28 protein-coding genes and 2 pseudogenes are annotated in these 24851 nt (G+C 71.4%); 15 read left to right on the top strand and 15 right to left on the bottom strand.

From position 1 onward, the window contains the following. Positions 1-14 precede the first annotated feature (14 nt). On the bottom strand, positions 15-929 hold the full coding sequence (locus OVA21_RS14950; protein WP_268092761.1) for an SDR family NAD(P)-dependent oxidoreductase: 915 nt from the start codon (positions 927-929) through the stop codon (positions 15-17). Between the two features lie 162 nt (positions 930-1091). On the opposite strand from OVA21_RS14950, the gene OVA21_RS14945 reads away from it, so the two are divergent. After that, positions 1092-1910 carry a DUF1906 domain-containing protein gene (locus OVA21_RS14945; RefSeq protein ID WP_268092760.1) on the top strand — a complete coding sequence of 273 codons (819 nt, stop codon included), beginning with the start codon at positions 1092-1094 and terminating at the stop codon, positions 1908-1910. A 24-nt stretch (positions 1911-1934) separates the two neighbouring features. Here the strand turns inward: OVA21_RS14945 and OVA21_RS14940 are convergent, their stop codons facing one another. Next, the gene (locus OVA21_RS14940; RefSeq protein WP_268092759.1) at positions 1935-2258 is read right to left on the bottom strand and encodes a putative quinol monooxygenase; all 324 of its coding nucleotides are present in this window, start codon (positions 2256-2258) and stop codon (positions 1935-1937) included. An 84-nt stretch (positions 2259-2342) separates the two neighbouring features. On the opposite strand from OVA21_RS14940, the gene OVA21_RS14935 reads away from it, so the two are divergent. Both OVA21_RS14935 and OVA21_RS14930 read left to right on the top strand, forming a co-directional pair. Further along, entirely contained in the window at positions 2343-3182 is an 840-nt protein-coding gene (locus OVA21_RS14935; RefSeq protein WP_082924056.1) for a serine O-acetyltransferase, read from the top strand. 12 nt (positions 3183-3194) lie between these two features. Then, the gene (locus tag OVA21_RS14930) at positions 3195-3881 is read left to right on the top strand and encodes a response regulator transcription factor (protein ID WP_268092758.1); all 687 of its coding nucleotides are present in this window, start codon (positions 3195-3197) and stop codon (positions 3879-3881) included. 219 nt (positions 3882-4100) lie between these two features. Here OVA21_RS14930 and OVA21_RS14925 read toward each other — a convergent pair whose 3' ends face one another. Continuing rightward, positions 4101-5567 carry a sensor histidine kinase gene (locus OVA21_RS14925; RefSeq protein ID WP_119192547.1) on the bottom strand — a complete coding sequence of 489 codons (1467 nt, stop codon included), beginning with the start codon at positions 5565-5567 and terminating at the stop codon, positions 4101-4103. A 74-nt stretch (positions 5568-5641) separates the two neighbouring features. On the opposite strand from OVA21_RS14925, the gene OVA21_RS14920 reads away from it, so the two are divergent. Together OVA21_RS14920 and OVA21_RS14915 are read left to right on the top strand one after the other, a co-directional pair. Beyond that, positions 5642-6454: a PaaI family thioesterase gene (locus OVA21_RS14920; RefSeq protein WP_268092757.1), complete on the top strand. Its 813-nt coding sequence runs from the start codon at positions 5642-5644 to the stop codon at positions 6452-6454. A 66-nt stretch (positions 6455-6520) separates the two neighbouring features. Beyond that, on the top strand, positions 6521-7084 hold the full coding sequence (locus OVA21_RS14915; protein WP_067718956.1) for an NADPH-dependent FMN reductase: 564 nt from the start codon (positions 6521-6523) through the stop codon (positions 7082-7084). Between the two features lie 117 nt (positions 7085-7201). On the opposite strand, the gene tpx is transcribed toward OVA21_RS14915, so the two are convergent. The 3 genes from tpx to OVA21_RS14900 all read right to left on the bottom strand — a co-directional run bounded on the left by tpx (position 7202) and on the right by OVA21_RS14900 (position 9283). Continuing rightward, positions 7202-7699, bottom strand: a complete 498-nt coding sequence (tpx, locus tag OVA21_RS14910) for a thiol peroxidase (protein ID WP_067718959.1) — start codon at positions 7697-7699, stop codon at positions 7202-7204. Between the two features lie 100 nt (positions 7700-7799). Beyond that, positions 7800-8603, bottom strand: a complete 804-nt coding sequence (locus tag OVA21_RS14905; RefSeq protein WP_067718962.1) for an adenylate/guanylate cyclase domain-containing protein — start codon at positions 8601-8603, stop codon at positions 7800-7802. 11 nt (positions 8604-8614) lie between these two features. Next, entirely contained in the window at positions 8615-9283 is a 669-nt protein-coding gene (locus tag OVA21_RS14900) for a DNA-3-methyladenine glycosylase family protein (RefSeq protein WP_268092756.1), read from the bottom strand. Between the two features lie 112 nt (positions 9284-9395). Between OVA21_RS14900 and OVA21_RS14895 the strand changes: the two genes are divergently transcribed. From OVA21_RS14895 to OVA21_RS14885, 3 genes are all read left to right on the top strand, one after another. After that, complete coding sequence (locus OVA21_RS14895; RefSeq protein ID WP_268092755.1) at positions 9396-10028, top strand: YdcF family protein; 633 nt, start codon at positions 9396-9398, stop codon at positions 10026-10028. Positions 10029-10102: 74 nt separating this feature from the next. Beyond that, positions 10103-10708 carry a DedA family protein gene (locus tag OVA21_RS14890; RefSeq protein ID WP_268093168.1) on the top strand — a complete coding sequence of 202 codons (606 nt, stop codon included), beginning with the start codon at positions 10103-10105 and terminating at the stop codon, positions 10706-10708. 71 nt (positions 10709-10779) lie between these two features. After that, entirely contained in the window at positions 10780-11787 is a 1008-nt protein-coding gene (locus OVA21_RS14885; protein WP_096906603.1) for a pirin family protein, read from the top strand. A 15-nt stretch (positions 11788-11802) separates the two neighbouring features. Here OVA21_RS14885 and OVA21_RS14880 read toward each other — a convergent pair whose 3' ends face one another. From OVA21_RS14880 to OVA21_RS14870, 3 genes and pseudogenes are all read right to left on the bottom strand, one after another. Next, positions 11803-12360 (bottom strand): cysteine hydrolase family protein, encoded by a 558-nt coding sequence (locus tag OVA21_RS14880; RefSeq protein WP_259822115.1) that lies wholly within the window; start codon positions 12358-12360, stop codon positions 11803-11805. A 24-nt stretch (positions 12361-12384) separates the two neighbouring features. Next, positions 12385-13203: pseudogene (gene nadE / locus OVA21_RS14875) on the bottom strand (ammonia-dependent NAD(+) synthetase); the annotation flags it as partial. Positions 13204-13275: 72 nt separating this feature from the next. After that, the gene (locus OVA21_RS14870) at positions 13276-14079 is read right to left on the bottom strand and encodes an alpha/beta fold hydrolase (RefSeq protein WP_268092754.1); all 804 of its coding nucleotides are present in this window, start codon (positions 14077-14079) and stop codon (positions 13276-13278) included. Positions 14080-14148: 69 nt separating this feature from the next. Here OVA21_RS14870 and OVA21_RS14865 point away from each other — a divergent pair, with 69 nt between their 5' ends. Beyond that, positions 14149-15624 (top strand): hypothetical protein, encoded by a 1476-nt coding sequence (locus OVA21_RS14865; RefSeq protein WP_268092753.1) that lies wholly within the window; start codon positions 14149-14151, stop codon positions 15622-15624. Here the strand turns inward: OVA21_RS14865 and OVA21_RS14860 are convergent. The 3 genes from OVA21_RS14860 to OVA21_RS14850 all read right to left on the bottom strand — a co-directional run bounded on the left by OVA21_RS14860 (position 15548) and on the right by OVA21_RS14850 (position 17437). Continuing rightward, positions 15548-16063, bottom strand: a complete 516-nt coding sequence (locus tag OVA21_RS14860) for a GNAT family N-acetyltransferase (protein ID WP_069389919.1) — start codon at positions 16061-16063, stop codon at positions 15548-15550. The two genes, OVA21_RS14865 and OVA21_RS14860, sit on opposite strands and share 77 nt — an antisense overlap. Next, entirely contained in the window at positions 16060-16617 is a 558-nt protein-coding gene (locus OVA21_RS14855; protein WP_069389920.1) for a DUF2599 domain-containing protein, read from the bottom strand. The genes OVA21_RS14860 and OVA21_RS14855 overlap by 4 nt, the downstream gene beginning before the upstream one ends. Positions 16618-16867: 250 nt before the next feature. Then, a complete protein-coding gene (locus OVA21_RS14850; protein ID WP_069389921.1) occupies positions 16868-17437 on the bottom strand; it encodes a DUF1697 domain-containing protein in 570 nt (189 codons plus the stop codon). Positions 17438-17486: 49 nt separating this feature from the next. Between OVA21_RS14850 and OVA21_RS14845 the strand changes: the two genes are divergently transcribed. Further along, on the top strand, positions 17487-17927 hold the full coding sequence (locus OVA21_RS14845) for an SRPBCC family protein (protein ID WP_069389930.1): 441 nt from the start codon (positions 17487-17489) through the stop codon (positions 17925-17927). Here OVA21_RS14845 and aroD read toward each other — a convergent pair. Next, positions 17924-18703: a type I 3-dehydroquinate dehydratase gene (gene aroD, locus OVA21_RS14840; protein ID WP_069389922.1), complete on the bottom strand. Its 780-nt coding sequence runs from the start codon at positions 18701-18703 to the stop codon at positions 17924-17926. The two genes, OVA21_RS14845 and aroD, sit on opposite strands and share 4 nt — an antisense overlap. A 38-nt stretch (positions 18704-18741) precedes the next feature. Further along, entirely contained in the window at positions 18742-19224 is a 483-nt protein-coding gene (locus OVA21_RS14835) for a DUF4262 domain-containing protein (protein ID WP_069389923.1), read from the bottom strand. 190 nt (positions 19225-19414) lie between these two features. Here OVA21_RS14835 and OVA21_RS14830 point away from each other — a divergent pair, with 190 nt between their 5' ends. Beyond that, complete coding sequence (locus tag OVA21_RS14830; protein WP_069389924.1) at positions 19415-20551, top strand: patatin-like phospholipase family protein; 1137 nt, start codon at positions 19415-19417, stop codon at positions 20549-20551. An 11-nt stretch (positions 20552-20562) separates the two neighbouring features. Here the strand turns inward: OVA21_RS14830 and OVA21_RS14825 are convergent, their stop codons facing one another. Further along, on the bottom strand, positions 20563-21153 hold the full coding sequence (locus OVA21_RS14825; RefSeq protein ID WP_069389925.1) for a DUF732 domain-containing protein: 591 nt from the start codon (positions 21151-21153) through the stop codon (positions 20563-20565). 142 nt (positions 21154-21295) lie between these two features. Here OVA21_RS14825 and OVA21_RS14820 point away from each other — a divergent pair, with 142 nt between their 5' ends. The 4 genes and pseudogenes from OVA21_RS14820 (at position 21296) to OVA21_RS14805 (ending at position 24770) form a co-directional block, all read left to right on the top strand. Continuing rightward, a complete protein-coding gene (locus tag OVA21_RS14820; protein WP_156523633.1) occupies positions 21296-21451 on the top strand; it encodes a hypothetical protein in 156 nt (51 codons plus the stop codon). Further along, a pseudogene (locus tag OVA21_RS14815) lies at positions 21402-21974 on the top strand (sterol desaturase family protein); the annotation flags it as partial. The gene OVA21_RS14820 and the pseudogene OVA21_RS14815, both read left to right, overlap by 50 nt. A gap of 10 nt (positions 21975-21984) precedes the next feature. Next, positions 21985-23457 carry an FAD-binding oxidoreductase gene (locus OVA21_RS14810; protein ID WP_069389926.1) on the top strand — a complete coding sequence of 491 codons (1473 nt, stop codon included), beginning with the start codon at positions 21985-21987 and terminating at the stop codon, positions 23455-23457. Continuing rightward, complete coding sequence (locus OVA21_RS14805; protein WP_172812182.1) at positions 23454-24770, top strand: class I SAM-dependent methyltransferase; 1317 nt, start codon at positions 23454-23456, stop codon at positions 24768-24770. Before OVA21_RS14810 ends, OVA21_RS14805 begins: the two co-directional genes overlap by 4 nt. Positions 24771-24851: the final 81 nt, after the last annotated feature.

Raw genomic sequence — 24851 nt, 5'->3', positions numbered from 1 at the left:
CGTCGTGACCCTCGTCATGCCCGCTGGAACGCGGCCATCTCCGTGCACCGCCGCCACAGGGCGGCGGCCGTGGTCCGGTCGTGCGAACGGCGACCCGACCGGGCGGGCTTCGGATGCCCGCGCAGGCCCCCGAGGCGATCGGGGCCGACGAACTCGCCGCCGGTGAGGCCGGGCACCGTCGCCGCGTACAGCACGGACAGTGCGCCCATCTCCGGTGTCAGGCCCGCCCACGTGATGGAGTTGCCCAACTCGAAAAAGCGGTCCGCCAGTGGGTTGCCGCTCTGGCGGATGAGGTCGGTCGCCGTGTAACCGGGATGGGCGGCGACCGACCGCAGCCCGCTGCCGGACCGCTCGAAGTGGCGCTGCCACTCGTAGCCCAGCATGATGCACGCCAGCTTGGAGTTCGCGTACGCCGCCATGGGTCGGTAGCCGCGCACGTCCATGTCGAGATCGTCGGTGTCGAGTCGTCCGCGCAGGTGGGCGAGCGAGCCCAGCCACACGACCCGGTCCGTCAGCATCGGCTCCAGCCCCAGGGTGAGCGCGTGATGTGCCAGCACGTTGACCCCGAACTGCATCTCGTGTCCCTGCGCGGTGCGGGCGTGGGGGATGTTCATCACACCGGCGTTGTTGATCAGCACGTCTACCGGCGTCCCGGCCCCCGCCGTGGCCGCCACGAACGCGTCGACGGAGTCCAGGTCCGCCATGTCGAGCAGGCGCACCTGCGCGCGCTCCCGGTCACCGGCGGGGAGCGTCGCGCGCGCCTCCTGCGCCTTCTCCTCGTTCCTGCAGGCCATGACGACCCGGGCACCCCGGGCGGTGAGCGCGGCGGTGGTCGCCAGCCCGATCCCGCCGTTGGCGCCCGTGACCACGAAGGTCCGGCCCGTCTGGTCGGGGATGTCGGTGGCGGACCATCTGTGCGATCGAGTCATGAACACCAGTCAACCAGCCGTGCCTGCCCTGTGGTGGTCCGTCCATGTGGTAACGCCGGGATATCCTTCGCGATCTCCTTGTGACACACTCGTCGGGTGCGCGAGCCCCACGTGTCACAGGTGCCCCCTCGTGCCCCTTCCTCGAGATCCCGGAGTAGCTCCATGACGTTCGACCGCCGAACCTTCCTCCGCCGCGCCGGCATCGGCGCCGCCGGGGCGGGCGCCCTCGCCGCGGGCATCACCCCCGCGGTGGGTGCCCAGTCCTCGATCCCCGCCGGGCTCGGCGCGCTGCCGGGGGCGGGTGTCGGCGTCCCGATCGGCACACTGCTCGACTACGCCTCCGGCCCGCCGTCCGCGGCGTCGATCCGCGCGGCCGGCCACATGGGCGCCGTACGGTACTGCTCCAACCGTCGCCCCGGCGCGGAATGGATGACCGGCAAGCCGTTGCTGCGCCGCGAGGTCGACGACTTCCGTGCACACGGCCTCAACATGGTCTCCTGTTACCAGTACGGGCGTGCCGAGACCGCCGACTGGAAGGAAGGCGCCGCGGGCGGCGACCGCCACGCCCCGATCGGTATCCGGATCCATCGAGAGGCCGGCGGTCCGGCTGGCGTGCCGATGTACGTGGCGATCGACGACGACCCCACCCGGTGGCAGTTCGACAATCAGATCCGTCCGTACCTCGAGCGCTGGCGCGCGCAACTCCACGGGGCGGGGATGAAGCTCGGCGTGTACACCAACGCCCGCGGGATCGACTGGTGTCGCCAGATCGGCCTCGGGGAGTACTTCTGGCAGCACGACTGGGGCTCCGGTGGGCGCCTCAACCCGAGCGCGACGATCCACCAGCTGCCGGTCCGCCAGCAGGTCACCGTCGGCGGGGTCGTGTCCGACCTCAACCGTGTCTACGCACTCGACTACGGCCAGTGGTGGCCGGTCGACCCGATCGCGCTCGCGCAGTCGGCGCTCGGCAGCTCGATCTGACGCGCCGTCTGGCGGGGTCGTCGCCTACTCGACGGTGATCTCGCCCATCGTCCCCCACTCCTCGCCCTCGGCGGTGGTGTTGATGATCCGCGGGGTCCGCTCGAGGTGCCGGGCGGCCGAGCCGGTGAACTCGGCGAAGTGGTCGGAGTTCACGTGCTGGGCGGGGGCGTCGCCCTCCCGGAAGGCCTCGCACAGCAGGAAGGTGTTCGGGGACTCCGGCGACCGGTACCAGTCGAAGAAGAGGTTGCCCGGTTCGGCGCGGGTGGCCTCGGTGAACTCGCGGGTGAACTCGAGCCAGGACTCGGCGAACTCGGGCTTGACGTCGAAACGCACGTTGATGAGGATCATGGCCCCATCCTGCCGCGCGGGGAGCGGGCCGTCGAGGGAGGTGTGACTCGCCCCGACCGCCGGGGCAGGCATACGCTGTATCAGGTGACCATCGAGATGAGCACCGAGAACCCGTGCGTCCCGCGGGCAGAGGCCGACTCCTCCGTCCGCGCCGTCTGGAACCGCCTGTCGCTGGACGCGACCTCGAGCAGGAACGAACCGCTGATCGCGGGACTGGTCCTGGACCTCATCGACGGCTGTGATGACCTCGGCGAATCCCTCGCGCGCCTCGCCGCCTCCCGGGTCGCGACCCCCGAGATCGGTCGGCACGTGCTGGAGAAGGAGATCCGGGCGGTGCTGGTGGAGCATCCCCACGTGCTGGAGGCCGTCGCGGCCGACCTCGTGGTGAGCTTCGAGCGCAACCCGGCGTACCCCAACTACCTGGTGCCCTACCTCTTCGCCAAGGGCTTCCTCGGCCTGCAGGTGCACCGCGTGGCCCATGAGATGTGGAACTCCGGGCGGGTCATGGCGGCGTCGTTCCTGCAGAGCCGGATCTCCGAGGTGTTCGCGATGGACATCCATCCCGCGGCCCGTGTCGGTTCGGGCATCCTCGTCGACCACGCCACCGGGATCGTCGTGGGCGAGACCTGCGTGATCGGCGACGGCGTGTCCATCCTGCAGGGCGTCACCCTCGGCGGCACCGGCAACGAGGACGGCGACCGTCATCCCAAGATCGGCTCCGGCGTGCTGCTGTCCGCGGGATCGATCGTGTTGGGCAATGTCCGGGTGGGCGCCTGCTCCAGGGTGGCCGCGGGATCGGTGGTCCTGCACGAGGTCCCGCCCCACACCACCGTGGCCGGGGTCCCCGCGAAGGTGGTCCGGCGTCACGCCGACTCGCTGGTCCCCGCAGAGCGGATGGACCAGGAGATCGACCCCGAGGGGTAGGAGGACACGCCGATGCGGGTCCTGGTGGTCGACGACGAGCCGGCGCTGCGCGAGAGCGTGCGCCGGGGACTCGTCACGGGCGGCTGGGCCGTGGAGACCGCCGCTGACGGTGAGGAGGGCCTCGAGATGGCCTGCGCCGACGATTTCGACGTGGTCGTGCTGGACATCATGATGCCGCGGCGCAGCGGGTACGAGGTCGTCCGCGAGATGAGACGCCGCGAGGTCTGGACCCCGGTGCTCATGCTCACCGCCAAGGACGGCGAATACGACGAGGCCGACGCCTTCGACCTGGGCGCCGACGACTACCTCGTCAAGCCGTTCTCGTTCGTCGTCCTTGAGGCGCGACTCCGGGCCCTGGTGAGGCGGGGGGCACCGGAGCGCCCGGCGACGTTCGAGGCCGGAGACCTCGTGGTGGACCCGGCCGCGCGGGAGGTCCGCCGCGGGGATACGCGGATCACCGTGACCGCGCGCGAGTACGCGGTGCTCGAGTACCTCATCCGCCATCGCAACCAGGTGGTGTCCAAGGTCCAGATCATGCGGGCAGTGTGGGACGCCGCCTACGACGGTGACGACAACATCGTCGAGGTGTACGTCGGCTACCTGCGACGCAAGATCGACGCCCCGTTCGGGGCCCGCGCCATCGAAACCGTCCGCGGGCAGGGCTACCGACTCGTCGACAGCGTCGCGGCGCGCCTCTGAGCCGGGCCACCTCGCCCACTCCTCGCCGGCGTCTGCGCGGGGCCATCCGTCCTGCCACAGCCGCCCGCCACGATGACGTCTCGCGTGAACCGATGCGCAGGCCAGACGCCATGGTTGCGGGCGGCTGTGGCTGATGTGTACAGGCCCGCGAGCGAGACGCCAGGCGCGGGAGCGGATGTGCGCGGGCGCACGAGGCGGGACCCTGTGCGGGATGACCGCTCAGGCGGGCCGGGCCGGGCCGGTGGGGATGTCGTCGACGTCGTCGTCCAGTGACTCGACCGGCAGCTCGACCACGAACCTCGCGCCGCCGCCAGGGGCGTCCTCCGCCCGGACCGAGCCGCCGTGGGAGCGGGTGATCTCGGCGACGATCGCCAGACCCAGTCCCGATCCGCCCTTGCCCCGCGCGCGGTCCGCGTCCAGGCGGGCGAAGCGATCGAACACCGAATCCCGTTGATCAGGCGGAACGCCCTCGCCGTCGTCGTCGACACACACCACCGCGCGCGGCGACCCGGGGGTCGTGCGGTCGACGGTGAGCCGCAGCGCGATCCGGTCGCGCGCGTGGCGGCGGGCGTTGTCGACGAGGTTGCGCACCACGCGCTGCAGGGCGTCGGCGTCGCCCACGAGGCGCGCGGGCTCCACCGAGGCCGCGACCTCGAACCCGCCGCCGCCTCCGTCGCCGCCGCCGACGAGCCCGCGGAGCCGGGCGGCCTCGGAGAGCACGATGTCGTCGAGGTCCACGTCGTCGCGGCGCAGCGGCCGGCCGCGCTCGTCGTTCTTGGCCAGCAGGAGCAGGTCCTCGACCATCGTGCGCATCCGCTGCACCTCCGGCAGGAGCAGCTCGTCGACGGTCTCCACGTCCACCGGGGTGCCGGAGGTGGAGGACAGTTCGAGCATCGTCGACAGCGTGGACAGCGGGCTGCGCAGCTCGTGAGAGGCGTCACCGACGAACGCGACCTGTGCGGTGCGGGCGGCGTCGAGGCGCGCGAGCATGGCGTTCATCGTCCGGGCCAGGCGTGAGATCTCGTCCTCGGCCTCCGGCACGGGGACCCGCTCGCCACGGCCGGAGGCGGAGATCTCGGCGACGCGGGAGCGGATCGACTCGACCGGCCGCAGCACCCGTCCCATCGCGTAGTGGACGAACACCGCGGTGGCCAGGCCGGCGACGGGGACGAACGCCAGGAACAGCACCGCGCCGGTGGCCAGGAGGGAGTCGTAGCGGTCGGTGTCGGTGGCCACGTCCACGGCGAACGTTCCCCCGCGGACCTCCACGCCGACGGAGGTGAGGCGGAGGTCGGCGCCGTTCGGGGCGTCGAGGTCGCGCTGGATGATCTGACCAGGGGCGGGAGAGGGGAGCGCGGGGACGTTCTCGAGGCCGCGGGTGACCTGACCGGCCAGGACGCGGCCGTCGGGCGCCACGACCCGCACCAGGTCCACCCCGGACAGCGGCTCGGAGACCAGCTCGAGGGACGCCTGCGGACCCCGGGCCGCGAGCCCACCCGCCACTTCGACCGCCCGGGCCCGGTCGGCGGAGTCGATCGCGCCGTGCACGGCCGACCGCAGGAGCAGCCACGCACCGCCCGCCGCGGCCGCCAGCACGAGGATGACGATGCCGGTGGCGATCACGGTCGTGGCGACGCGGATGGGCCAGCGGCGGGGGGTCGTGAGGGCCTCGCGGTTCAGTAGCACGACTCCATTGTGCGGACGCGATCCGGCGCGCGCGGTCGCGGGGAGTGAACGAGAACACGTGTTAGCGTCGGCGGGTGAGAGAATCGCAGCACGACGGTCCGGAGCCCCGCCTGGGGTTGACGTTCAGCCCGAACCCGGACGGTTCGGTGAGCTGGCACCAGCCGGTCGCCGACCAGTTCACCGACCCGTCGGGGCGTTTCGCCACCGGCGGCCTCGCCGTCCTGGTGGATTCGGGCCTGGGGTCGGAGAACCACCGCCGGCGCCCCGAGGGGATGTGGACGGTCACCACCGAGCTGCGGATGGACCTGCTGGCGCGCCCGCGCGCGGGATCGGCGGGACTGGGCATCCGCACGGACCACCTGGGCGACGACGGTCACTGCCTCACGACGCGCGGTGAGGTCGTCGACGACGACGGCGGGGTGATCGCCTCCGGACTGGTCAAATCCATGGAGATCGCGGGAGCCGTGGACCCGGACGGGTACGACGACGAGCCGCCGTGGCCGTCCAGACTCGCGACGGGAACGCTGGCCGAGGTCCTGTGCCTGACGCTGGACGAGCGGGACGACGGCCCGGGCGGAACCCGCGTCGTGGAGGGCGTGATCGCGCCGGAGCCGACGTTGGCCAACCCGCTGGGCAATCTGCACGGCGGGGTGTTCGCGGCGGCCGCGGAGGTCGCCGGGGCGGCGGTGTTCCCGCACGATCGCGAGGTCAGCTCGTCCTCGCTCGACGTGCGGTACGTGCGTCAGATCCCGCTGGTGCAGCCGGTGACGGTCCGGGCCGAGGTCCTGCACGACGGCCGGAGTTGGGGCATCGCCCAGGTGACGACGAGGGATGAGCGGGGGCGCGTCTGTGCCGTGGCGACGGTCACGGTCTACGGCCACCGGTAGTAGGTGTCACGTCAATCAAGTAGAGTTCTCGTCATCAGCAACCCGCACGACGAGAGGGGACCGTACGTGAAGATCGGCATCATTCTGGGCAGCATCCGCGAGGAGCGTTCCGGGCAGACCGTGGCCGAGTGGGTCGCGCAGGAATCGCAGGCGCGGCAGGACGCCACCTATGAGCTGGTCGACCTCAAGTCGTTCGACGTCCCGCTGCTCACCTCGGCCACGGTGCCGGGCGCGGCGAACAAGCAGTACTCCGACGAGCGGGTGCAGCGCTGGAGTTCGACCATCGACTCCTACGACGCCTTCGTCTTTGTCACCCCCGAGTACAACCACAGTGTCCCGGGCGGCCTGAAGAACGCCTTCGACTCGCTCGGTAGCGAGTGGGCGAACAAGCCCGTCGCCTTTGTCTCCTACGGAGCCGAGGGTGGTGTGCGCGCCGTGGAGCACTGGCGGCAGATAGTGGCCAACTTCCACATGTACGGCGTGCGTCAGCAGATCTCCCTGAGCCTTTTCACCGAGTTCGGCCCCGAGGGAGTGCAGCCCGCGGAGCGCCGCTCCGAGGAGCTGGCGACGCTGTTCGATCAGCTCGAGCAGGCCACCCGCCGCTTCTCCCTGGTGGACGCGAGCGCCTGAGTCGCGGCGCGCTACACAGGCGCAGTAGCCGGACGCAGTAGTTGAGCAAGGAGGCCCGCCCCCGTTTCTTCGGGGGCGGGCCTCGTCGTTCGCTGCGGTGCGTTCGCTGCGGTGCGCTCAGTTCACGGCGGCGAGCGCGGCGTCGTAGTCCGGCTCAGTGGTGATCTCGTCGACGAGCTGCGTGTAGACGACCTTGCCCTCGGCGTCGACCACGACGACCGAGCGGGCCAGCAGGCCCTCCATGGGGCCGTCGGTCATCTTGACGCCGTAGTCCGCGGCGAAGTCGCTGCGGAAGGTCGAGCCGGCGGTGGCGTTCTCGATGTCCTCGGCGGCGCAGAAGCGCTTGTGGGCGAACGGCAGGTCGGCCGAGATGTTGACGACCTCGGTGTTCTCCAGGCCGGAGGCCTTCTCGTGGAAGGTGCGCACCGACTGGGCGCAAACGCCCGTGTCGACGCTGGGGAAGATGTTGAGGATGAGCTTCTTGCCGGCCAGCGACCCGGAGGTCACAGGAGCGAGGTCGGTGCCGACGAGTTCGAAATCCGGGGCCTTGGAGCCGACGGCGGGGAGCTCGCCGGACGTGCTGACGGGGTTGCCCTTGAAATTGGTGGTTGCCATGCGTCCGTTCTACCGGATGCCGGTGGTCGGCGGTGGTCCGGCCGGTTCCGGGGTGGGGCGGCGGATGGCGGGTTCCCCGCTCCCGGTCCCGCCGAACTCCTCAGCGCGGGGTCGCCACGTAGACGGCGATCCCGTCGGGGACGCCCTTGACCCCGCCCCACCGGAAGGTCCGCTTGGGGCGGGTCGCCACGCTGTCGGGGTCCAGCCCGGCGCGGGTGGACTCGCTGATGAGGATCTCGCCCGCGCCGGCCTTCTCCGCGAGCCGCGCGGCGACGTTGACGTCCATGCCGAGGTAATCGTCCCCGATCCGGCGCGGGCGCCCGGTGTGGACGCCGACCCGCAACCGCGGACGCCAACCGGCCACCTCGACGCCGGCGACCCCGTCCAGGCATGCGGCCACCGCGTCCAGCGCCAGCTGGGGAGACGGGAACGTGGCCATCAGTCCGTCGCCGAGACGTTTGACGACGGCGCCACGGTGGGCCAGCACCTCGGGTTCGGTGGCCGCGGCGACCCGTCGGAGGAGCTGGAGCGACTCCTCGTCGCCGGCGCGCATCGCCCAGTCCGAGAACCCGACGATGTCGGTGAACACGATGGTCACCTCGCTCCCGCCGCCGGCCCGCCCCGTGCGCTCGAGCACGGCGTGCCACACCTGTAGGCCGCCGAGCGTCACCTCCCGGGACGCGGTGGGCTGCTCGTCGAACAGTCGGCCGGCCACCCGGGCGATCGTCCCCGCGCTGTCGCGGCCGGCGGCCGAGAGCGGGTCGCCGAAACCGGCGTCCCCGGGCAGGGCCCGCCGGGCCCGCCGCAGCAGTTCGACCGACGTGGGATGACGGTTGACGTCGCGTGCGCCCGCCGCGGCGCGGGCCGTCGCCGTCCGCACCCGCTCCCAGTAGAGGTTCGCCATGGTCGTGAAGCCTAGGACGAGGAGGTGGGCGCCGGGGCCGCCTCGCCCGTCTGGTCCACCGCCCGCCACAGGTACCAGGACGCCACCGACCGGTACGGTGCCCAGCCGGCCGAGTGTTCCAGCATCATCGCGGCGGAGGCCTTGTCGTCCAGGCCCAGCACCCGTTCGAATCCCCGCCGCACCCCGACATCGGCCACGGGGAACACGTCGGGTCTGTCCAACAGGAAGATCAACAGCATCTCCACGGTCCATCGGCCGATCCCGCGGACCGTCGTCAGGGAGGAGATGACCTCGTCGTCGTCGTAGTCCCTCAGTTCCCCCAGGGTCGGGATCCGACCCCCACGCACCGCATCGGCGAGGTCCCGCAGGGCGGCCACCTTCGGCCGCGAGATCCCGCACGCCCGCAGCTCCTCGTCGGACAGTGCGGCCACGAGCGCGGGGTCGAGCTGGGCGTCGCTCGTCGCCCGCCCGCGCAGCCGGCCCGCGATCGTCGCGGCGGCCTTCACCGAGAGCTGCTGGGACAGGATCGACGAGGCCAACCGGTCGAAGAGGGTGTGCGGCCCCGTGTCCGGCGTCGGGGTGAGGGTGCACGGACCGACGGCGTCGATGTGCGCGCGCAGGTGTGGGTCGGCATTGTGGAGGTACCGCACGGCCGTGACCCTGTCGTATCCTTCCGGCATGCCGTGAAGGGTACGCGGGTCGATCGTGACCTCCCCGTGTCACAGGTAACGACCTTCACGCACAATGCGATAACCAACGGGTCACGACACTGCTCGGGAGAGGACCGTTATCGTGCGTAGAACTCAGAGGCGTCTCGCCGCCGTCGCGGCCGCCGCCGCTCTCGCGCTGGGCGCCGGAGCGGGCACCGCCTCCGCCGGGTCGGCCGAGGTGCCGTCGGGCGTCGCGTTGTACAGCGGCCTGACGATGCTCGGCTGCCAGAACGTCGGCCAGGAGCTACTGGCGGTGTGTGGGGACTTCGAGGTCCCCACCGTGGACGATCCCGCGGTGCTCACCGTCAACCCGTTCACCACCGACATCGTCATCCTGGGTGCCGGACTGCTCCCCGACGGCGGCATCCGCCCCGTGCTCGAGGAGCGACTGCGGACCGGATACCGGTTGGCGCAGGCGTACCCGACCTCCCGCATCATCGTCACCGGCGGCGTGCCGCAGAACGGGCGCACCGAGGCGCGCGCGATGGGCGACTGGCTGCGTGGTGCCGGGATCGCGCCGTTCCGGATCACCGAGGAGGGGAACTCCGCCTCCACGGTGCAGAACGCCCAGTTCACCGACCGGATCTTCCGGGAGCGCGGCACCACCGGCGCCGTCGTCGTGACCACCGGTGACCACGTCAAGCGCGCGGTGCTCAACTTCCGCCAGGCCGTGGACGGTCGGATCCCGGTCACCGGCGTGGTCGCGCGGGGCTGATCGAGGTCGCTGCTCCTGTGGTCCTGGCGGCCGAGGGTGATCTCGGCGGGGTCGCCGGCTGGGCCGTGGGCGTCATGGAGGCGCTCGGCGGGCCCGGCGCGGCCCTCGTGGTGGGTCTGGAGAACGTCTTCCCACCCATCCCCAGTGAGGTCATCCTGCCGCTGGCGGGGTTCAGCGCCGCGCAGGGCACGTTCACCCTCGCCGGTGCGATCTTCTGGACCACCCTCGGGTCCGTGCTGGGGGCGATCCTGGCCTACGGTCTGGGGTGCTGGCTCGGTGCCGAGCGGGTCCGCGCGCTGTTCGACCGGGTCCCCCTGATCCAGGTCGCGGACTTCGACAAGGCCGAGGGCTGGTTCACCCGCCACGGGCGGGGCGCGGTCTTCTTCGGTCGGATGGTGCCCGTCGTGCGCAGCCTCATCTCCATCCCGGCGGGTGTGGAGCGGATGAGTCTCCTGCTGTTCGTGCTGCTGACCACGGCCGGCAGTCTGATCTGGAACTCGCTGTTCGTGGTGGCCGGTTACCTCCTGGGTGAGCAGTGGCACCGGATCGAGTCGGTGGCGGGATGGGCTTCCAACGCCGTCGTCGCGGCGATCGTGGTGCTGCTGGCGGTGTTCCTGGGGCGGCGTGCCTACCTGGAGTTCAGGGAGCAGCGGGAACACCGCGACGCCCCACGCGGTTAACTGATGTGACAGCAAGAAGTCGTACCAGCTCACCCGTGCACCCCAGCACCCGTGCACCGCAGGAGGAAACCATGTCCGCCATCCGCCAGGTCGTCCCGCTCGGAGGCCAGTGGCCGGGTCTCGACCCGTTCCTGTTCGCCGTCCATCACCGTGACGAGTTCCCTCCGGCCGAGGGCGAGACCATGCGTCCCGCCGCCTCCCTCGCAGGCCGGTCCCTGGGTCAGGACTTCTCGGGCAAGGACGGATGGTCGATGTACCACGGCCAGACCGTCCCCGGCTTCCCCCAGCACCCGCACCGCGGGTTCGAGACCGTGACCGTGGTGCTCGACGGCGTGGTCGACCACGCCGACTCCCTCGGCGCGGCGGCCCGTTTCGGCCACGGCGACACCCAGTGGCTCACCGCCGGCTCCGGGATCTCGCACTCGGAGATGTTCCCGCTCCTGGACACCGAGCGGCCCAACACCATGGAGCTGTTCCAGATCTGGCTCAACCTCGCACCCGAGGACAAGTCCGCCGAGCCACACTTCGACATGTTCTGGTCCGAGAAGACCCCGGTCGTCGTCCGCGGAGCCGATGGCGCCGCCGCGAGGTTCCGCCTGATCGCCGGGGAGATCGACGGCGTGCGGGCGCTCGACCCGCCGCCACACTCCTGGGCGGCGCGACCCGAGAACCACCTGGCCATCTGGATCGTCACGCTCGACCCCGGCGTGAGCACGGAGCTACCCGGTGCCGACCCCTCCGCGAACCGGGTGCTCTACAACTACGGCGGGCCGCTGACGGTCGACGACAGGCAGTTGGGGTACGACGCCGCCGTCCTCGCCCCGGAGACGGTCACCGTGACCGCCGGTGACGAGGGCGCGTCGTTCCTCGTTCTGCAGGCCCGGCCGATCGGCGCCCCGGTCGTACAGCAGGGTCCGTTCGTCGGCAACACCCGCGAGGACATCGTCACCGCCATGCAGGAGTACCGCGCCGGCGTGTTCGGCACCTGGGACCTGCCGCAGAACGACCCCGTCCACCCGCGCGGCGAGACCCGTTTCGCCCGCTACCCGGACGGCCGCGTCACGCGGCCGGTGGGTTAGACCGCGGCCGACGGGTCAGCCCCCGTCGGGCCAGGCTCCGGTTCGCAGGAGCTCGAGGCTGGCCTCCTGGTCGATGATCGGCTGGCGCATCTGGTCGGCGCAGAAGTCCAGCAGCGCCTCCGAGAGGGCGGAGTTATCCGACGAGATGGCACCGCGGGCGACCGCGACGTGGAGGTTCTCGGCGAACCCGTCGATCGCCGTCTGCGACACGCAGCTGTGCGTCGACACCCCGCACAGCAGCAGGTGGTCCACGCCGAGTTGCTCGAGCCGGGCCTTGAGCTCGGTGTCGAAGAAGGCGCTGTCGCGGGTCTTGACCACCTCCACGTGATCGCCCGTGGCCAACTCGTCGAGGAACTGCGCCTGCTCGGTGCCGGGGAACGCGAAGCCCTGGTCGTCCTCGCACATGTTGAGCGTCCACGTGGACTTGTCGCGGGAGTGCTCGGTGCGCACCAGCACGACGGGTCGTCCGGCGTCGTGGGCGGTGCGGATGAGCTCGTTGACCCGCGGCACCAGCTCGTCGCGCACCTTCGCCAGTTCGGGGAACTCGAAGTACGAGTTCTGCATGTCGATCACCACGAGGGCGGTCTGCTCGCCCGGACGCCACCACGTGTCCGAGACCTCGACCGGCGTGGTGCGCTTGTGCCGGTTGCGGTGCCACACCGTCTCGATCGTCCGCGCCACGTGCTCGGGGACGTCGCGGCCCTCGAGGTAGTCATCGATGTCGTCGTAGCGCAGGCCGAGTTCGTCCTCGTCGGTCTGGCCCTCGTTCTCGTCCAGCAGGTCGGCGGTGGGCACCTTGTCCCACAGTCGCTTTGGGGCGCCCAGTTGGCGGAGCAGGGCGCGACCCTGCCGCTTGTTCAGCCCCGACAGCGGCAACACGTCCGCGGCGCCGTCGCCGAACTTCGTGAAGAACCCGGTGACGTTCTCGGCGGCGTGGTCGGCGCCGATCACCAGTAGACCGCGGTCCCCGGCCAGCGCGTACTGGGCGACCATGCGGTGACGCGCCTTGGCGTTGCCCTTCGTGAAGTCGGTGAGCTCGGCCCCCGTGCCCTCCCGGATCGCCCCGTTGAGGGCGTCGACCCCCGGTGCGACGTTCACGGTCACGGTCTCGTCGGCGTCGACGAACTCCACCGCGGCGACGGCGTCGGCCTCGTCGTGCTGCACCCGGTAGGGCAGGCGCATCCCCACGAACACCGCGTCGCCGCCGTCCGCGCGCACCCGCTCCACCGCGATCTGGGCCAGGCGCCCGGCCAGGGTGGAGTCGACCCCGCCGGAGATGCCCAGCACGAAGCCCTTGGCGCCGCTGGTGGTGAGATAGTCCACGAGGAACCGCACCCGTCGCTCCACCTCGGTGGCGGGGTCGATGTCGGGCCGGACCCCGAGGCTGTCGATGATCGTCCTCTGAAGTTCACGCATGGCCCCATTGTGCGAGGCCGGCGCCGCGGTGCCACCGCTCGGGCGCCGCCGGGTCGCCGGGCGCTGCCCCGCTCAGCCGCCGCCAGCACGCATGAAGTCACCCACCACCCGCGGCCACGAGGCCACCTCGGCCGGGGTGTGAGCCACCTCCAGCCGGGCGTCGGGCAGCAACTCCAAAAGCTCCTCGGCCACCTCCAGCGGATGCGAGGCATCCAGGGGCCACGCGAGCAACAGCACCGGCATCCCGAGCCGGGCCACCTCCTCCCGTGGCGGCAGATCGGTCGCGGCCGCGCCCCGGAACGCCGCGGGCAGCCACTCGTCCGCCACGTCGGGCGCGGTGACCGGCCGGGCCGGGTCGATGGCCGGCGAGGTGGGCGGCTGCCGCGTCACCTCGGACCACCGGGCCCCGCCCCAGCGTTCCACCTGCCGCGCGGCCAACTCGTACAGCCGCGACTGTTCCCGCCGCCACTGCCACACCGTCGGCGGGATGCCCAGGGTGAGCGATGCGAACCGCTCCGGCTCGGCCACCGCCGCGGTCAGCAGCGTCGCTGACCCCATCGACTGGCCCACACCGTGGACTCGCTGGCCGGGGAACTCCTCGTCGAGCAGTGCGAGCAGATCGCGGGCCAGCGCCGGCCACGTGTAGTCGTCCGGGTCCGCGGTGCCCGGGGACTCACCGTGACCGCGGGCGTCGTAGCGCACGACCCGCAGGCCGTCGCGGCCCGCCGTGAGGTCGAGGCCGAACACCTCGTCGCGGCGCCGGCTCGAGCTGAGCCCGTGCAACTGCACCACCGGCAGCCCGTTCCCGCGTACGTCGCGGGCGAGCGCGGGCCCGTCCCCGCCGGGCCGGGCGTCGAGCCGTCTCGTCGTCGTCACACTTCGCGCCTTTCCCCGTAACACGCCGCCCCTACCGTCCGGGCCATGAGGCTCACCACCGTAACGCGGATGTCGCTCCCCGACGGCGTCGTGCACCGGTTTGCGACCGATGTCACCCCAGCTCACGGCGAGGATCGATCCCCCTCGTTCGACCAGGCGCGCCACGCCTCGCTCGGCCCCCGCCCGGGCTCGTGGATGGCCGTGGCGTTCACGCTGCCGTTCCCGGCCGACCGGGACGAGGTCGCGCGGGCGTGGCTCGCGGTGGTCGCGCGCCACGAGACGCTGCGCACGGTGCTCACCGGAGGCGGGCACGACCGCGACGAGCACGCGGGGAGGACCGACCGCGACGACCGTGACGACGACAACGACGACGAGCTGCGCCTTCGGCCCGTGACCGTGCGGCCACTCGGGTGGCGGACCCCGCCCGCGGAGCCGGGGGAGGACCCGAGGGCCGTCCTGCGCCGGGTGTTCGACAAGGCGTGCTGCCCGTTCGCCCGGCCGGCGCACGCGCTGTGCCTGGTGGAGCCGCGGGACGAGCGGGAGCGGCCGGTCGTGGTGATCGGGCTCGACCACTGCCACGTCGACGCCTGGTCGCTGCTGGTGCTGATGCGCGACTTCTGCTCGTGCCTCGACGACCTGGCCTGCGGCCTCGAACCGGGCACCTGCCTGCCGCCGGCGACGGCGTTCGCCGCCCACACCGCCGAGCTCGCCGCCCGCCCGCCCGCGCCGGACGAGGTGCACCGACGCTGGGCCGCGATCCTGGCCCGCGGCGGCGGTGAGATGCCGGTATTCCCGCTCGACCTGGGCGACATCTCCACCCCGCGCGAGGAGGTGGTCGAGGTGCGCGACGTGCTCGACCCGGCCGGGGTCGCCGCCCTGGATGAGGCGGCCGCCGCCGGCGGAGTACGCATGATCTCGCTGGCGATCGCCGAGATGACGGCCGTACTCCACCGCCGCGCCGGGGTGGGCCTGCGCGCGGTCCTGCCGGTGCACTCCCGCCACGATGTGCGCACCGCCCGCTGGAACGACTCGGTGGGGTGGTTCATCACCAACTCCGTGATCGAGTGCGACGACCCCGACCCGGCCGCGTGCGCGGTGGCCGTGCGCGAGGCCGTCGACCTCGGTTCGCACGCACTGGGGCCGATACTCGCCCCGTACGGCGGGATGCCGCACACCCCGGGGATGTTCGCGATCTCGTGGCTCGACCACCGCCGCCTGCCGGTTGACGTGGACCTGAGCCTCAGCCCGCAGCACGTGTCGGCCGCGATCCGGACCGACGGGGTGATGGTGTGGTTCGTGGTCAGCGGTTCGGGGCTGCACGTGCGCTGCCGCTATCCGGGCACCGAAGCCGCCCGCGGGTCGGTGGGGGGTTGGCTCGACGAGCTGTGCGCCGGGCTGGTCCGCCGCGCCACCCCGGCCGCCGGTCGCACTGGGCCGGGCGGGCAGGTCGAGGCAGACCACGAGCAGGTCAGTGGGGCGGCGCGCCGGACTCCGGTCCCAGGTCGGCCTGCAGCCACCCCACGTCGAGCCACCGCCCGTGCTTGAACCCGATCCGTTCCAGCTGGCCCGCCTCGCGGAACCCCATGGCTAGGTGTAGAGCCACACTCGGCTCGTTGGGAAGGGTCACGATCGCCAGCAGTCGGCGGAACCCGGCCGCCTCGAGCCGGGCGAACAGCTCCCGGTACAGCGACCGCCCCAACCCGAGGCCGTGCGCGCCCGGATCGACGTAGACGCTCACCTCGCATGACCAGCGGTACGCCGCGCGGTCCTTGACCGGCCCGGCGTAGGCGTACCCGACGATCCGGCCGTCGAGCTCGGCCACCAGCCAGTCGTACCCCGCCAGTGCCCGGTCGATCCGCGCCGCGAACTCGTCGACCGGCGGCACCTCGGTCTCGAACGTCGCCGTGGTCTCGCGGACGTACGGCGCGTACACGTCCAGACAACCGGCGGCGTCGGCCACGGTGGCGCGGCGGATCGCCCTCACACCTCCGGCCCTCCCGGGTTGCACCCCTCGGCCAGCATGCGCTCTGGCGAGACCACCGGCCGCCACGGCTCGAGATTCCAGGTGGGCTTGTCCGGCTCGAGCAGTCGCGCCCAGGTCCAGTGGCAGTCGAACTGCTCCCACATCCCCGGGCTGTCGGCCTCGGGGACGAGCCGGACGACCTCCCGCCAGGCCGTTCGCGAATCGTCGTCCCCCCACGCCTGGCGGCCGGCGGTGGACGGGGCGACCTCGAGCGTCACCCCGTAGTCGGAGTCGCCCCAGGTCGCGGCCTCGATGAACGGCGGGACGGGCGAGGGCGAGCCCCACTCCGAGGGGACGGGACTGTCGGTGGCGGGGGACGATGTCCGCGCCGGGGGCGGGGACTCCCGCGGCGCGGCCGTCGGCACCCGCGCCGCCGAGGTGGACACGGACGTCGCGCCCGCGTCCCCGGGCGCGGGTTCCTGCGGGTCCGACGAGCACCCACCCAGCGCGAGGGCCGCCAACAGCACGGCGGCCAGCGCGACGGTAGTGGATCCGGTGGGCGGGCGGTGGGACATCGCTCGCAGTCTGCCACGGGCAAAGGGTTGCGTCCGAGCACGTGTGCAGAGGATCCTGTCTGCGGAAGGGAACCCGGCGCAGGCGGAGAGCCCGCACGCCACCCCTCCCACAGAAGGAGCGTGACCGATGCCCCCGTTCGACCTCTCCCAGCTGCAGGCCATGTGGGACGGGATCTTCCCCGCGATCTTCGGGCCCCTCGCTGCCTTCGTCGACACGATCGGCGCGTCCGTCCAAGGGCCCTGACGCGTCTCAGCCCACCGCGAGGATCTTGTGTAGCGTCCGGAGGTTCCTGCTCGTCAGGTGACGGTCATGCGCTAGGTTGCCGGAGGCCTTGCCGGCGGCCGAGTTCAGCGTCGCCCCCTTGGGAACCCGCCAGTACACGCACCCTGATCCCGCTGTCACGACCTCGGTGCCGCCGGGCTCGATCGCCGCGCCCATCGCCTCGGCGACCGCCCGGGTGACCGCCGGGTCATCGGAGAACACGACGTAGTCGTGGTGCTCGTCGAGCGACTCGAACGGGTACGCCGCCACCGCCTCCTCGACCGCATCGCGGGTGAGGACCTGCACCACCGCGTCGTAGCCGAACCTGTCGGCGTAGGCGGCTTCGAGCACCGCCCGGAGTTCGTCCTCGGTGCGTGGGTCGGTGAGCACGACGTTCCCGGTGGCGAGGACGGTTCTCACCTCCGTGCAGCCCGACTCCTCGGTGCAGGCCCGCAGGTCCGCCATCGCGATCCTGGCCGACCTGCCCACGTTGATCCCCCGCAGCAACGCGACCTTGCGGTCTGCGCTCGACCCGCCGGGACCGGCTGCGGCGATCATGGACCGATCCTCGCACCACGGGCGGGCCGCGAGGGTAACTTTGGCGACCATGGCAGTGTCAGTGAAGTCAGTGACCACGATCGAGGCCGGCATCCCGGAGATCATGGAGGTCCTCGCCGACGTCGAATCCCTCGTCGACTGGTCGGAGGCCCACCGCGAGGTCGAGATCCGCGAGGCCGACGACGAGGGGTGGCCGATCGTGGTGTGGGAGAAGATCGCGCAGTACGGCGTGACCGACGAGATGGTCGTGCGGTATGAGTGGTACGACGGCGAGGTGAGCTGGTCGCTCGTCGAGAGCAGCACCCAGAATGTGCAGAACGCGCGTTATGTGCTGACGGACAAGGGCGACGGCACCACCGAGGTGGTCTTCGACCTCGAGGTGGACCTCAAGATCAAATTTCCCGGAGTGATGCTCAAGAAGGCCCAGAAGCACATCGCGGACGTGGCCACCTCCGGCCTCCGCAAGGAGGTCCTGCGGCGCTACGGCTAACCCAGCAGATCGAGCGCGGCCCGCACCCCGACCGCCGGCAACTGCCCCGGCGCCGAAGCCGCGCCCACGGTGGCGAAGGTGGCCGCCGATCCGAACGTGCCGCCGCCGATACGCGTCACCGCCCCGAGCGCGCCCATAGACATGGTGATCAGCGGGATACCGGCGACGCGGTGGCGACTCTCGGTGGCCGCGATCAGCGTCACCACGTCGGCCGCCGAGCGGGGCATCACGGCGATCTTGGCCACGTCCGCCCCGGCGGCTTCCATGGCCTCCAGTCGAGCGACGATCTCCGCGGCCGGCGGGGTGGCATCGAAGTCGTGGTTCGACGCCACCACCGAGGTGCCGTGCGCGTGGGCCGCCTCGATCGCCCGTGCCGCCCGCGGGTGCCTGTGCTCGACGTCCACCGCCGCCACCAGGCCGGTCGCCGCGAGAGATGCGACCAGCGCGATGTAGGCGTCGTCGGTGATCCCGGCACTACCGCCCTCGGCCGTGGTGCGGAACGTGGCCAGGATCGGGGTGTCCGGAAGCAGCCCGGCCAGGGCCTCGAGCGCTGCCACCGCCGGGCCGGGATCGGTCGACGTCCCGGCCTCGGCGGCGGCCGCCCCGGACCGGGCGGGGGCGGGCTCGTAGAGGTCGACCCGCCACTCGACGAGATCGACCACGGGATCGTCGGCCAACGCCGCGGCCTGCTGCTCCAGTTGCGTGAGGTCGCCGGCGGTGATCGGGACGATGATCGACGGCGAACGCGCATCCAGGTGCAGCTGGTGACGGGGCATGGTTAGACCCTACGACGACCCTCGCCGGGCCCGGACCGTCAGCTACACCCCTCGCAGGGGCACGGCCGGCGGGCCGGGATCAACTCCAGCGCGGCCAGGCCCCCGGTTCCGGAGGTGCGGTAGTACCTGCCCGCCCAGCGCAGGGTGCGGGACGGCCGGCGTACGGGGACCAGTTCCCAGGTCGGGCCGCCGGAGCCCTCGCACAGCAGGTGCCCGGCATCGAAGACCTGGCCGGCCAGGACGGTCTCGCCCCACCGGCCCAGCAGATCGGCGGTCTCCCGCGCCGCCAGGCCCCGCACGAGCAACTCGGGGTGCCCCAGATCCGTCAGTCCGATGGTGTAGCCGAACCTGTCGTCCGGAGGAAGTGGTGTGGCGGCGCAGTCGCCGCAGTCGCAGCCCTCGCCGACGTGGACGACGTGCATCCCGGAGCGCTCGACGTTAGCGGCGACCCGCAGCATGTCGCGGTCGATGGTGGGGGCGTAGGCGGAGCCGGTACGGGGCGGGATGGCGGTGTGGGACATGGGATCTCCTCTGTGCGGGTGTATCGGGCCCGGTGCCCGGCGTCGAACAGGTGCTCGATGCGATGCTGACGGTAGATCCCACCTACGACACGGACCGTGGAGTTGACGTCCTGTACCCGGACGGGACGGGTGCACACTGGGGGCGGACACGCGGGGGACGCGTGGTCGGACTCGACCGAAAGGGGCGCCTGTGAGGGTCGCGTTGGCACTGGGCTCGGGCGGGGCGCGTGGATACACGCACATCGGCGTGATCCGTGAGCTGCAGGCACGTGGACACGAGGTGGTCGGTGTCTCCGGGGCGTCGATGGGTGCCGTCGTGGGTGCCCTCTACGCGGCCGGCAAGCTCGACGACTTCGAGAAGTGGGTGCGGGGCCTGACCCAGCCCGCCGTCCTGCGGCTCCTCGACGTCTCCTTCGCGGGCGGCGGCGCCATCCGGGCGAACAGGATCATGGCGGTGATCGGGGCGATGTTGGACGACGTCCGCATCGAGGATCTCGAGATCCCGTTCACCGCCGTCGCCACCGATCTGCGGGCCCGCCGGGAGGTCTGGTTCACCCGCGGCCCCGCGGACGTGGCGGTGCGGGCGTCGTTCGCCATCCCCAGCGTCATCACCCCGGCGTTGGTCGGAGGGCGGTTGATCGTCGACGGTGGCGTGACCAACCCCGTCCCGCTGGAACCGTTGGCGCCCGTGAACAGCGACCTGCTGCTGGCGGTCTCGCTGACGGGGCGTCGGTCCGGGATCCGAGGGTCGACGTTCCAGGAGAGTTCGGATCCGGACGAGGTGTCCCCCGAGGCCGAGCCGAAGATCTCCCGGAGGGGTGCCGCGGCCGGGGCGAGGCCGGCGGGCACGCTGACAGGCCGGATCCGGACCGCCGCAGCGGATGTCCGCGACGGCGACCTGGTGCGACTGATCGCCGCGCGACTCGGTCAGGATCCGGCTGTCCCGGAGGACGAGGACTCATCGGATGCCGGCGGTGACGTGGCCGACGACGCGGTCGACGGCGTCTACGACGGGACGGCCGGAGTCCGGGCGCCCGGTCAGCCGTCTGACGTGGTGGAAGAGGTGGTCGACGAGGGCGAGCAGGAGGTCGCCGCCGATGCCGAGGAATCCCTTCCCGGGTCCCTACGGATCTTCGACGTGGTCACCCACACCATCGAGGCGATGGAGAGCATCGTGACGGCTTACCGCATGGCCGGCAACCGCCCCGATGTGCTGGTGGAGGTCCCCTCGGACGCGTGTTCGACGTTCGACTTCCACCGGGCGGACGAGCTGATCGCGCTGGGCCGCCGCCTCACCGCCGAGGCGCTCGACCGCGCCGGGATCTGACGGGGTCGGTCCTAGGCGCCTTCGCTGTTTTCGCTTCCGCTGTTTTCGCTTCCGCCGTTCTCGCCACCGCCGTTCTCGCCTCCGTCGCCGACGAGCGGCAGGTGCTGCGAGCAGTACGCCTTGACCGCGGCCGTCACCACTGCCGGTGCCTCGATCACGGGAGCATCGGGATGGGCGTCGTTGTACATCTGGAGCACGTCGATGTAGCCGGTGCCCTCGTCGAACGACGCGCAGGCGTCACGGCCGCGGGTGATGTAGTCCTGCTCGTCCGGCGTGTCCACGCCGACGCGTTGGATGTCGTTCAGGAACTCCTCGTCCGGGTTCGGGCTCTCGCCCCCACCTTCCTCGGAGCCTTCGGGCTGCGGGCCGTTGCCGGTCGTGGCGCCGCCCTCGCCGCCCTCGCCGCCGTCGTTCATCGCGTCACCCACCGCCGACGTGGCCTCGGCGGCGACGGACCCCACCGCGCTGGTGGCCTCGCCGACGGCCTGCTCGGCCTCGCCCTCCTCGCCGCAGGCCCCCAGCACGAGGGCCAGAGCTGCGAGGCCGGATGCGGCCGCGAGGGTGCGGGAACGGGTGCGTACGGACCGGGGTGTGACGGCCACGGTGGGTCCTCCTCTTCGAGTCGGTTGCGCGACACAGGCACTCGGGGCCGGTGCTGTCGCGAGGGTATTGCACCTGCGCGGCCCGACCGGGCCTGATGCCCCGATTGTCTGTGAGTGGTGTCACAATCGAGATCTGAACGAGATGGGGTACTCCGAGTCGCTGGGGGCCCTCGCGGATCCGTTGCACGAGCCGGTTCTGCTGGCACTTCCGGTGTTCATCGCGCTCGTCGCCATCGAGTGGATCTCGGCACCGGATCCGGCTCGTCTGGGCCACCCACCAGGCCCACCATTCGAGTGAGTACTACAACTTCGCGACCGTCTTGCGCCAGAAGTGGAACAACTCCGGGGAGATCGTCGCCTGGCTGCCTCTACCGCTGTTGGGGGTGCCGCCGTGGATGGTCTTCACCGGGTTCTCGATCTCGCTCGTCTACCAGTTCTTCGTGCACACCGAGCGCATCGGTCGGCTGCCCGGACCGGTCGAGTTCGTGTTCAACACCCCCTCTCACCACCGCGTGCACCACGGCAGCGACGCCGAATACCTGGACCGCAACTACGGCGGGATCCTCATCATCTGGGACCGCCTGTTCGGCACCTTCCGCCCCGAGACCCACCGGCCCACCTACGGGCTCACGACGCCGGTGACCTCGCACAACCCGTTCTGGCTCCAGACGCACGAGTACGTCGCCATCTGGCGGGACCTCCGCGGTGCCGCGAGCTGGCGCGAGCGGCTCGGCTACGCGTTCGGCCCACCGGGGTGGAGGCCCGCCCCGGTGCCGGCACCCATCCCCCGATCATGCGCCGGGGTCCCCGAGCCGCACTAGGGTGGGGCGCATGGGAACTGCCACCAGCCTCGCCGACCCACTCGTCGTGGGTACCGCCCGACATGACGAAGGCGTGCGGCGACTGGTCGAGAGCTTCCGGGCCGTGCCCGCAGGTGAACCGGTTCGGCTGGCCAAGCGGACGTCCAACCTGTTCCGGCCGCGCGCCTCGTCGTCGTCGCCCGGTCTCGACACCTCCGGTCTCACGCGCGTCATCTCCGTCGACCCCGGGGCGCGCACCGCCGACGTCCAGGGCATGTGCACCTACGAGGACCTGGTCGACGCGACGCTGCCGCACGGGCTGATGCCGTACGTGGTGCCGCAGCTCAAGACCATCACCCTCGGTGGCGCGGTCACCGGGCTGGGCATCGAGTCCTCCTCGTTCCGCCTGGGCCTACCGCACGAGTCCGTGCTCGAGATGGACGTGCTCACCGGCACCGGCGAGATCGTCACCGCCCGCCCCGACGGCACCGAGCGCGAACGCGCGCTCTTCCGTGGCTTCCCCAACTCCTACGGCTCGCTCGGGTACGCGGTGCGGCTGCGGATCGCACTCGAGCCGGTGGGACGCTTCGTGGAACTGCGACACGTACGGTTCGACTCCCTCACCGCGCTCGAGGCGGCGTTGGCGCGGATCAGCGAGGACGAGCGATACGACGACGAGGAGGTCGACTTCCTCGACGGGGTCGTGTTCTCGGCCGACGAGTCGTACCTGTGCCTGGGTCGGCGGACCGACGAGCCGGGGCCCGTCTCGGACTACACCGGGGTGGCCGACAAGCAGGCGATCTTCTACCGCTCGATCCAGCACGGCGGTCCCGCCGGCTCGGTGGAGCGCGACCGCCTGACGATCCGCGACTACCTCTGGCGCTGGGACACGGACTGGTTCTGGTGCTCGCGGGCGTTCGGCGTGCAGAACCCGCGCATCCGCAGGTTCTGGCCGCAACAGCTGCTGAGGAGCGCGGCGTACTGGAAGATCATCGGGTTGGACCACAAATACGACCTGGGCAACAGGATCGGCGCGCTCAAGGGCGAGGGCCCGCGCGAGCGGGTGGTGCAGGACGTGGAGGTCACCATCGACCACACCGCCGACTTCCTCGGGTGGTTCCTGCGCGAGGTGCCCATCGAGCCGCTGTGGATCTGCCCGCTGCGCCTGCGCGAGTCCAGCCCCTCGCCCGGCGTGGGCGGCGGCCCCGGCTCCGACCGGCCCTGGCCGCTGTACCCGCTGGCCCCGGAGACGACCTACGTCAACATCGGCTTCTGGTCGTCCGCGCCGATCGGACCCGGCACGGCCGAGGGGGCGTGGAACCGGCGCATCGAGGAGGAGGTCTCCGCACTCGGCGGTCACAAGTCGCTGTACTCGGAGGTCTTCTACTCCCGCGAGGAGTTCGCCCAGCTCTACGGCGGTGACCACGCGGGCAGGCTCAAGACGGAATTCGATCCCGAGGGCCGGTTCGCGACCCTCTACGACAAGGCGGTGGGTGCACGGTGACCACGACGAGTGCGGGGACCGCTGGTGCCCCGGGGAAGATGACGATCGGCGAGATCATCGGCGCCTTCGCCGCCGGTGAACCGCCCCTGCGGATCGAGGCCTACGACGGGTCCTCGATCGGACCGGAGAACAGTGACCTGGTGCTGCGGCTGAAGAGCGAGAAGGCGCTGCAGTACTTCGTCACCGCCCCCGGTGACCTCGGGCTCGCGCGGGCCTACCTCATGGGTGAACTCGAGATGGACGGTGTCCACCCCGGGGCGCCCCACGACGTGTTCGGGGCGCTCGAGGTCTTCCGCAAACACATGACCCGCACCCCCGATGCCCGGACCCTCGCCCGGATCGCCCGGGCGGTGGGCACGGAGAACATCAGATTCCTCCCCACGCCGCCCATGGAGGTCAAGCCCGCGTGGAAGCGGGTGGTGTCGGGGATGCGCCGACACTCCAAGGAGCGGGACTCCGAGGTCGTCAGCTACCACTACGACGTGTCGAACCGCTTCTACGAGTGGATCCTCGGGGAATCCATGACGTACACGTGCGCCTGCTACACCGCCCCCGACACCTCCCTCGAGGAGGCGCAGGAGAACAAGTACCGGCTGGTGTTCGACAAGCTGGGTCTCCAGGCCGGCGACCGGCTGCTCGACGTGGGGTGCGGTTGGGGCGGCATGGTCCGCTACGCCGCCGCGCGGGGCGTGCGGGTGATCGGCGTGACCCTGGCCAAGGAGCAGGCCGAGTGGGGACAGGCCGCGATCGCGCGCGACGGACTGGGTGACCTCGCGGAGGTCCGGTTGCAGGACTATCGGGACGTACCCGAACGCGACTTCGACGCCGTCAGCTCGATCGGCATCACCGAGCACATCGGCCGCAAGAACTACCACGACTACTTCACCCGGCTGCACAATTATCTGCGGCCCGGCGGGCGCCTGCTCAATCACTGCATCACCCGGCCGGACAACTCGCGCACGGTCAAGGCGGGCCAGTTCATCGACCGGTACATCTTCCCCGACGGCGAGCTCGCGGGCGCCGGGACCGTGCACCTGGAGGCCGAGAACGCGGGCTTCGAGGTGGTGCACGAGGAGAACCTGCGCCAGCACTACGCGTTCACCCTGCGGGACTGGTGCGCCAACCTGGTCGAGCACTGGGACGACGCCGTGGAGGAGGTCGACGAGCCCATGGCCAAACTGTGGGGCCTTTACATGGGCGCGTGCCAGTACGGGTTCGAACACAACAAGATCCAGCTGCACCAGATCCTCGCGGTCCGGCTGGGCGACACCATGACCTGGGATGTGCCGCTGCGGCCGTGGTGGCAGGCCTGACGAAGGCCTGAGCGGCAGGCCGCCCTCGTCGAGAAGACCGTTTCGCCCGCATCCACCGACTGGCGATGTGCGAAACGCTCT

Origin of the sequence: Dietzia sp. SL131 (assembly GCF_026672565.1) — a bacterium.
GTDB classification, from domain to species: Bacteria; Actinomycetota; Actinomycetes; order Mycobacteriales; family Mycobacteriaceae; genus Dietzia; species Dietzia kunjamensis.
This window is presented reverse-complemented; position numbering and strand designations above follow the sequence as displayed.

Coding starts and splice junctions, on each gene's coding strand:
- OVA21_RS14900 (WP_268092756.1), bottom strand. CDS start 9,283: ATGCCGGAAGGATACGACAGGGTCACGGCCGTGCGGTACCTCCACAAT.
- OVA21_RS14810 (WP_069389926.1), top strand. CDS start 21,985: ATGGGAACTGCCACCAGCCTCGCCGACCCACTCGTCGTGGGTACCGCC.
- OVA21_RS14885 (WP_096906603.1), top strand. CDS start 10,780: ATGTCCGCCATCCGCCAGGTCGTCCCGCTCGGAGGCCAGTGGCCGGGT.
- OVA21_RS14945 (WP_268092760.1), top strand. CDS start 1,092: ATGACGTTCGACCGCCGAACCTTCCTCCGCCGCGCCGGCATCGGCGCC.
- OVA21_RS14905 (WP_067718962.1), bottom strand. CDS start 8,603: ATGGCGAACCTCTACTGGGAGCGGGTGCGGACGGCGACGGCCCGCGCC.
- OVA21_RS14950 (WP_268092761.1), bottom strand. CDS start 929: ATGACTCGATCGCACAGATGGTCCGCCACCGACATCCCCGACCAGACG.
- OVA21_RS14890 (WP_268093168.1), top strand. CDS start 10,103: ATGGAGGCGCTCGGCGGGCCCGGCGCGGCCCTCGTGGTGGGTCTGGAG.
- tpx (WP_067718959.1), bottom strand. CDS start 7,699: ATGGCAACCACCAATTTCAAGGGCAACCCCGTCAGCACGTCCGGCGAG.
- OVA21_RS14930 (WP_268092758.1), top strand. CDS start 3,195: ATGCGGGTCCTGGTGGTCGACGACGAGCCGGCGCTGCGCGAGAGCGTG.
- OVA21_RS14820 (WP_156523633.1), top strand. CDS start 21,296: ATGGGGTACTCCGAGTCGCTGGGGGCCCTCGCGGATCCGTTGCACGAG.
- OVA21_RS14865 (WP_268092753.1), top strand. CDS start 14,149: ATGTCGCTCCCCGACGGCGTCGTGCACCGGTTTGCGACCGATGTCACC.
- OVA21_RS14850 (WP_069389921.1), bottom strand. CDS start 17,437: ATGATCGCCGCAGCCGGTCCCGGCGGGTCGAGCGCAGACCGCAAGGTC.
- OVA21_RS14835 (WP_069389923.1), bottom strand. CDS start 19,224: ATGTCCCACACCGCCATCCCGCCCCGTACCGGCTCCGCCTACGCCCCC.
- OVA21_RS14940 (WP_268092759.1), bottom strand. CDS start 2,258: ATGATCCTCATCAACGTGCGTTTCGACGTCAAGCCCGAGTTCGCCGAG.
- OVA21_RS14845 (WP_069389930.1), top strand. CDS start 17,487: ATGGCAGTGTCAGTGAAGTCAGTGACCACGATCGAGGCCGGCATCCCG.
- aroD (WP_069389922.1), bottom strand. CDS start 18,703: ATGCCCCGTCACCAGCTGCACCTGGATGCGCGTTCGCCGTCGATCATC.
- OVA21_RS14855 (WP_069389920.1), bottom strand. CDS start 16,617: ATGTCCCACCGCCCGCCCACCGGATCCACTACCGTCGCGCTGGCCGCC.